Here is a 4,327-nt window from a genome sequence, read left to right as displayed (position 1 = left end):
TGAAATTGTGCCAAAAAGCCCCTCCCCGACCCTCCCCGATAGGGAGGGAGAAAAATCAACGCAAAATTCTCCAACAATAAATAGTATTTTAGAAGCTCAAATTTCTGATGTAACACCTACACATAACAGCCCGATAAACCCTGCATTTCAAGTTTTTGATATGGAAGTTGTCAATCAGCTCAAAGAAATGGTAGGCGAAGAAATGTTGATTTCAGTTTTTGAGGATTTTGAACGAGAGGCCGAAGAGCAAATTCAAAATGCAAAAAATGCGTATCCCGATGATGTAAAAACTATTCAGCGAGAACTACACACCCTCAAAGGAAATTCAGGTACAATCGGGCTTGCTCGCATCCACGATATTACCGAAATCATTGAAGTTCCTTCAAAAACTGGAGATTTAACCCATTTTCAAGAAAATTTGGTGTTTTTGGAGGAAGAGTTTAAGATTTTTAGGGAGAAGTATAAAACCATTTTAACTCATATTGGTTAAAATGTTGCTATAAAAAAAGCTAAGGAAGTGGCGGGACGCTATCAATAACCACATTCTAACACTTCTATAATGAAAAACATCATTCTACTGTTGTTAATCAGTACCTCAACTTATGCTCAGCTAAAAAGCATAAGAGGTAAGGTTATTGACGATAAAACCAAAGAGTCATTGCCCTACGTCAACCTTTTCATTGGTAATACCACCAAAGGAACTTCCACCAACGACGCGGGGGAGTTTACGTTCTCAAATTTGCCAGTCGGAAGCTATAATGTTGTGGCATCAATGGTCGGATATTTATCCAAATCCACGCCAATTGTTGTAAAAGAAGAAAATTCGGTCGTTGAAATTGTCATTTCTTTGCAACACAACGAACAGATTTTAGACGAAGTGAGTGTAAAATCTTCTAAGGATAAAGTATGGGACGCCCGCCTAAAGAGGTTTAAAAACATCTTTCTGGGTATTAGCGAAAATGCAAAATACTGCAAAATCCTCAACCCCTATGTGATAGATTTTGAAGAAAAAGATGATAAACTTTTTGCCAAATCTTCACAACCAATTTTGATTGAAAACCTTGCTTTAGGCTATAAACTCACCTTTGTAATGAAAGCGTTTGAGGTATCAAAAACCGACTTCTTGATTGCAGGCGATACTTTTTTTGAAGAAATGCTCGCTTCGTCAAAAGAGCAGGTTACTTGGAGAGCAAAGCGATTGGATGCTTATCAAGGGTCAATTAATCATTTTTTACAGTCTTTGGCACGTCGAACAAGTACGCAAGATGGATTCAATGTTTATGCGTATTTACCCAATTCAAACGCAAAAAGTACCAATAGCTTTGTCGATAATCTGGTTACACTCAAAACGGTCGAAAAGGTAAATCCCGATAGTCTTATTTCTCAAAAGGGGTCAATGACCAATTTGGATTTAACAAAAAACATTGAGATTCATTATACCCAAAAAAACGAATTTAGAGGTCCATACATCGATATCAATTACCAGATTTCAAAGTTTGAATCGAAAAAAAATATTGTCAGATACAATCAATATGGGCTTTTTGAAAACCCTCTTGATGTTTTTGTGATTGGTTCGTTTAGTAACCACCGTGTAGCAGACTTGCTGCCGATTGATTTCCAACCAAAAATAGAAGAACTGATTGCTAAAACAGCCGTCACGCTCGATGAAAAAAATTACACTCATCTGCAAGAAAACATTGTTTTTCATACCAACAAATCAAACTATTATTTGGGCGAAACCATCTGGTTTAAAACCTACCTGACCTATACAAAGCCAGCCTATCAGGATGCGATTAGTAGAGTTGTTTACGTTGATTTAATTGACGATGAACAAAAAATTATAGAAAGCAAGGTTTTAAAAATCAAAAATGGAGTTTCAAATGGCGATTTTCTACTCAAAACTCAATTCAAAAATGGCAGGTATTTTCTGCGGGCATACACCAACTGGCAACGAAACTTTGGCGACTCCACCCAGACCGTACATGAGATTACTGTCTTATCGAAAAATCAAGTAATTGATTCACCAATAACCGATTATAAAGAAGTTAGCCAAAATATATCGCTCAACAAAGATAAATTCAATAGCACAGAAAACGTAGAAATAACTCTCGAAGGCATTCCCAACCATTCGTACTCGATTTCGGTTACGAACGAAAATGCAGTAAAAATATACCAGCCAATCGTACAAAAAGAGTTTTCTAAACAAAAGATTAGTCTTGAAAGCATCGATTATAATTCTGAAACTGGAAGAACCTTTTTTGGAAAAACCAAAGACTCCAACGGAAAGCCCATTTCGGCAGATTTGATGATGATGCGAAAAGATACTTTCTTGATGGATAATTTTCAATCTGACAAAGAAGGGAATTTTAAAGTCGAAAACATCAACGGAAAAGATACTTTAGTGATTGATATTTTGGCCAATGGTAAGAAAGGAAAACCTATCTCTAATATTCTGCTGGAAGAGCCTCCTAAGCCCCAATTTTACCAACCAAAAGTTTATAATACTTTTAAAATAATTGATAAACAGCCGACTAATAGTTCGCCATCGGTAAATTATGATTTTGATTTCGACATCAAAAACTCCATTCTTTTGCAGGAAGTTAATGTAAAAGCCAAGAAACCCGATACCACAATGCTACTCCGATTTCATAAAGTGTTTGGCAAGCCTTCTTATGAATTTACCGATAAAAAGTACAATTTTAATGGCAAGTTAAACTTTATACAGACCATTCAAGGGAGGGTTCCAGGGTTGATTATGAAGTTTGATGCCGCAACTGGCATCGTGGGTATAGGTTGGTCTCGTGGGGGGCCACCACCCGAAATTTGGGTCGATGGCATTCGAGTAAACAATATAAATGAAGTAACTGCCACTGCCGATATGATTGCCCGAATTGATGTTCATCGCCAGAATAGAAGTATTATTGCACCCAATGGCATTATTGCCATTTATACCAAAAATTTCATGGCTGGGAGTGATTTATCGCTTGTCAATACGCCACCCGCCGAAGGCATCAAGCGTTTTAAAATGGCAGGTTTTTCTACTCCCAAAAAGTTTTATCTGCCCGAGAACGAGCTTGATGACACCAAACTTTTTCAGCTAAAAAATCGCTCAACGATTTATTGGAATCCCGATATTTTTACCAACAATGAAGGAAAAGCAAAAGTAAGTTTTCAAGCCATCGGAAACCCAGGTAAGTATAGAGTTGAAATAGTTGGATATGACGAAAATGGCAAGGTTACGAAATCCCAAAAGACTTTTACCATTGACTAAGAGCCAATCTCATTCATTATCAATGAGTTATGAGTCCAAAGCATACGCTAAGTTAGTCCGATATTTTTCATCGTCAATATCATGCTGAAAGTATCCATGCGACGTCCGCTGAAATCGTCGAAAACAGATTCCTTCGGAATGACAGCGACCGAGTGTCATATTTTGGTTTTCAATAGATTAGTCCGCAAATTCTTCGAGGCTCTATCATACACTACAACCAACAGTTGTTTCCAACAATTGTGGTCGGTTTTTCTTTAAAAATTCAAGTGCATACTGCTGCATTTCATTATTTCTTAGATAGCTCATTAACTGATTTTTTCCGATTGAATCTATATTTGAAACGTACTTTCGACATTTTTCTGAACCACAACCGCAGGTCATTTTCCAGTATTTTGTGTAAAAATTGGGAATAACCGTCAACGAATAATCAAAGGTAATTTCTTCGCCAACTTCAATATCCTTGATGGCAATCAGTTCATTTTTACCGACAATCGTACAATTTGGGTCGCAAGAATGATTGACCGCCACAGAAGTTTCGTCAAGAATCATGTAAGACCATTTTTCAATTTGAAGCGGATTATCAACTGGCACTTTGCGAAGTAAAATCAATGCAATACATTTTAAAAGCGAGATTTCTTGACCCGTCATGAAATGTACACTTTCATTTTTTTTGATTGCTCTACGGGCAAACATCCCATTTCCTTGAATGTCTGATTTCTTGACAAAAATTTTTGATTCTGGTTCCATTTGATTATAAGCTTTTTAGACAATGTATTTCAGGATAAGACAATTGACTTGAAGTGTGACCACGTTCGGGGTCGAACAAAACCACAATAAGGTAAACTTTTTTTCGCCGTGTACTTCATCTACTTTATGCTACCTCCGACATGAGAGAGGTACCCTTAGTCAAATCTGAGTAAATTACAGTAGCTTCTTTCAAGAATGTAGGACGGTTTGGCCATACGGGTTGGCTGGTGTCGTGAGCAAGTGTTTTTCCCAAAACTACGCCACAACCCCGAGAAGGCAAATCATCAGAATTGAAGTTTTCTGCCAAGT

4 protein-coding genes are annotated in these 4,327 nt (G+C 37.3%); 2 read left to right on the top strand and 2 right to left on the bottom strand.

Annotated elements, in window-relative coordinates; genetic code table 11:
- A partial coding sequence (locus tag ACOVO2_RS07320; protein ID WP_421769344.1) for an Hpt domain-containing protein occupies positions 1–490 on the top strand: 490 nt, incomplete at its 5' end.
- A gap of 69 nt (positions 491–559) precedes the next feature.
- Complete coding sequence (locus tag ACOVO2_RS07315) at positions 560–3,271, top strand: carboxypeptidase-like regulatory domain-containing protein (RefSeq protein WP_421769343.1); 2,712 nt, start codon at positions 560–562, stop codon at positions 3,269–3,271.
- A 204-nt stretch (positions 3,272–3,475) separates the two neighbouring features.
- Here the strand turns inward: ACOVO2_RS07315 and ACOVO2_RS07310 are convergent, their stop codons facing one another.
- On the bottom strand, positions 3,476–4,018 hold the full coding sequence (locus ACOVO2_RS07310; protein WP_421769342.1) for an SET domain-containing protein: 543 nt from the start codon (positions 4,016–4,018) through the stop codon (positions 3,476–3,478).
- A 124-nt stretch (positions 4,019–4,142) separates the two neighbouring features.
- A partial coding sequence (locus tag ACOVO2_RS07305) for a hypothetical protein (protein WP_421769341.1) occupies positions 4,143–4,327 on the bottom strand: 185 nt, incomplete at its 5' end.

Origin of the sequence: Emticicia sp., assembly GCF_049241225.1 — a bacterium.
GTDB lineage: Bacteria > Bacteroidota > Bacteroidia > Cytophagales > Spirosomataceae > Emticicia.
Note: the sequence above shows the minus strand (reverse complement) of the source record. Positions and strands in the feature narration are given on the sequence as shown.